Below are 3,205 nucleotides of genomic sequence, written 5' to 3'. Positions count from 1 at the left end.
GACGGGTGGCTGGTCGTTGTTTGAGAACTGCACAGTGAACGCGAGCATCTATGGCCAAGTTTTTAAGGGCGCACGGTGGATGCCTTGGCACCAGGAACCGATGAAGGACGTGGGAGGCCACGATAGTCCCCGGGGAGTCGTCAACCAGGCTTTGATCCGGGGGTTTCCGAATGGGGAAACCCGGCAGTCGTCATGGGCTGTCACCCTTGCCTGAACACATAGGGCAAGTGGAGGGAACGCGGGGAAGTGAAACATCTCAGTACCCGCAGGAAGAGAAAACAACCGTGATTCCGGGAGTAGTGGCGAGCGAAACCGGATGAGGCCAAACCGTATGCGTGTGAGACCCGGCAGGGGTTGCGTATACGGGGTTGTGGGATCTTTCTTTCACGGTCTGCCGGCCGTGAGACGAGTCAGAAACCGTTGATGTAGGCGAAGGGCATGCGAAAGGCCCGGCGTAGAGGGTAAGACCCCCGTAGTCGAAACATCAGCGGCTCGTTTGAAAGACACCCAAGTAGCACGGGGCCCGAGAAATCCCGTGTGAATCTGGCGGGACCACCCGCTAAGCCTAAATATTCCCTGGTGACCGATAGCGGATAGTACCGTGAGGGAATGGTGAAAAGTACCGCGGGAGCGGAGTGAAATAGTACCTGAAACCGTGTGCCTACAAGCCGTGGGAGCGTCGGAACAAGGCTTGCCTTGTTCTCGTGACTGCGTGCCTTTTGAAGAATGAGCCTGCGAGTTTGCGGTGTGTTGCGAGGTTAACCCGGGTGGGGAAGCCGTAGCGAAAGCGAGTCCGAACAGGGCGATTCAGTAGCACGCTCAAGACCCGAAGCGGAGTGATCTAGCCATGGGCAGGTTGAAGCGGAGGTAAGACTTCGTGGAGGACCGAACCCACCAGGGTTGAAAACCTGGGGGATGACCTGTGGTTAGGGGTGAAAGGCCAATCAAACTCCGTGATAGCTGGTTCTCCCCGAAATGCATTTAGGTGCAGCGTCGTGTGTTTCTTGCCGGAGGTAGAGCACTGGATAGGCGATGGGCCCTACCGGGTTACTGACCTTAGCCAAACTCCGAATGCCGGTAAGTGAGAGCGCGGCAGTGAGACTGTGGGGGATAAGCTCCATGGTCGAGAGGGAAACAGCCCAGAGCATCGACTAAGGCCCCCAAGCGTACGCTAAGTGGGAAAGGATGTGGAGTCGCACAGACAACCAGGAGGTTGGCTTAGAAGCAGCCACCCTTGAAAGAGTGCGTAATAGCTCACTGGTCTAGTGATTCCGCGCCGACAATGTAGCGGGGCTCAAGCGTACCGCCGAAGTCGTGTCATTGACATATATAGCCCCAACGGGTGTGTTGATGGGTAGGGGAGCGTCGTGTGCCGGGTGAAGCAGCCGCGGAAGCGAGTTGTGGACGGTTCACGAGTGAGAATGCAGGCATGAGTAGCGATACAAACGTGAGAAACGTTTGCGCCGATTGACTAAGGGTTCCTGGGTCAAGCTGATCTGCCCAGGGTAAGTCGGGACCTAAGGCGAGGCCGACAGGCGTAGTCGATGGATAACCGGTTGATATTCCGGTACCCGCTGTGAAGCGTCAAACATCGAGCATCGTGATGCTAAGGCCGTGAAGCCGTTCCGGACCCTTCGGGGAAAGGAAAGTGGTGGAGCCGCCGGCCCAAGCGGTTAGTAGGTGAGTGATGGGGTGACGCAGGAAGGTAGTCCATCCCGGGCGGTGGTAGTCCCGGGGTAAGGGTGTAGCCCGAGTGGTAGGTAAATCCGTCACTCATGCAGGGTGAGACCTGATGCCGAGCCGATTGTGGTGAAGTGGATGATCCTATGCTGTCGAGAAAAGCCTCTAGCGAGTTTCATGGCGGCCCGTACCCTAAACCGACTCAGGTGGTCAGGTAGAGAATACCGAGGCGTTCGGGTGAACTATGGTTAAGGAACTCGGCAAAATGCCCCCGTAACTTCGGGAGAAGGGGGGCCATGTCCGGTGATCGGATTTACTCCGTGAGCTGGGGGTGGCCGCAGAGACCAGCGAGAAGCGACTGTTTACTAAAAACACAGGTCCGTGCGAAGCCGTAAGGCGATGTATACGGACTGACGCCTGCCCGGTGCTGGAACGTTAAGGGGACCGGTTAGCTCACTTTCGGGTGGGCGAAGCTGAGAACTTAAGCGCCAGTAAACGGCGGTGGTAACTATAACCATCCTAAGGTAGCGAAATTCCTTGTCGGGTAAGTTCCGACCTGCACGAATGGCGTAACGACTTCTCGACTGTCTCAACCATAGGCCCGGTGAAATTGCACTACGAGTAAAGATGCTCGTTTCGCGCAGCAGGACGGAAAGACCCCGGGACCTTTACTACAGTTTGATATTGGTGTTCGGTTCGGCTTGTGTAGGATAGCTGGGAGACTTTGAAGCAGCCACGCCAGTGGTTGTGGAGTCGTCGTTGAAATACCAGTCTGGTCGTGCTGGATGTCTAACCTGGGTCCGTGATCCGGATCAGGGACAGTGTCTGATGGGTAGTTTAACTGGGGCGGTTGCCTCCTAAAGAGTAACGGAGGCGCCCAAAGGTTCCCTCAGCCTGGTTGGCAATCAGGTGTTGAGTGTAAGTGCACAAGGGAGCTTGACTGTGAGACCGACGGGTCGAGCAGGGACGAAAGTCGGGACTAGTGATCCGGCGGTGGCTTGTGGAAGCGCCGTCGCTCAACGGATAAAAGGTACCCCGGGGATAACAGGCTGATCTTCCCCAAGAGTCCATATCGACGGGATGGTTTGGCACCTCGATGTCGGCTCGTCGCATCCTGGGGCTGGAGTCGGTCCCAAGGGTTGGGCTGTTCGCCCATTAAAGCGGTACGCGAGCTGGGTTTAGAACGTCGTGAGACAGTTCGGTCCCTATCCGCTGTGCGCGTAGGAGTCTTGAGAAGGGCTGTCCCTAGTACGAGAGGACCGGGACGGACGAACCTCTGGTGTGCCAGTTGTCCTGCCAAGGGCATGGCTGGTTGGCTACGTTCGGGAGGGATAACCGCTGAAAGCATCTAAGCGGGAAGCCTGCTTCGAGATGAGGACTCCCACCCACTTGATGGGGTAAGGCTCCCAGTAGACGACTGGGTTGATAGGCCGGATCTGGAAGCACGGTAACGTGTGGAGGTGACCGGTACTAATAGGCCGAGGGCTTGTCCATTGATGCTCGCGTTCACTGTGTTGGTTCTGAG

General features: G+C 56.8%; 1 rRNA gene. It reads left to right on the top strand.

From position 1 onward, the window contains the following. Positions 1-52 precede the first annotated feature (52 nt). Positions 53-3,174: ribosomal RNA gene (locus tag AB0F03_RS37745) — 23S ribosomal RNA — on the top strand. The last annotated feature ends 31 nt before the right edge of the window (positions 3,175-3,205 follow it).

This window comes from Streptomyces sp. NPDC028722 (assembly GCF_040637655.1).
Classification (GTDB): Bacteria; Actinomycetota; Actinomycetes; order Streptomycetales; family Streptomycetaceae; genus Streptomyces.
This window is presented reverse-complemented; position numbering and strand designations above follow the sequence as displayed.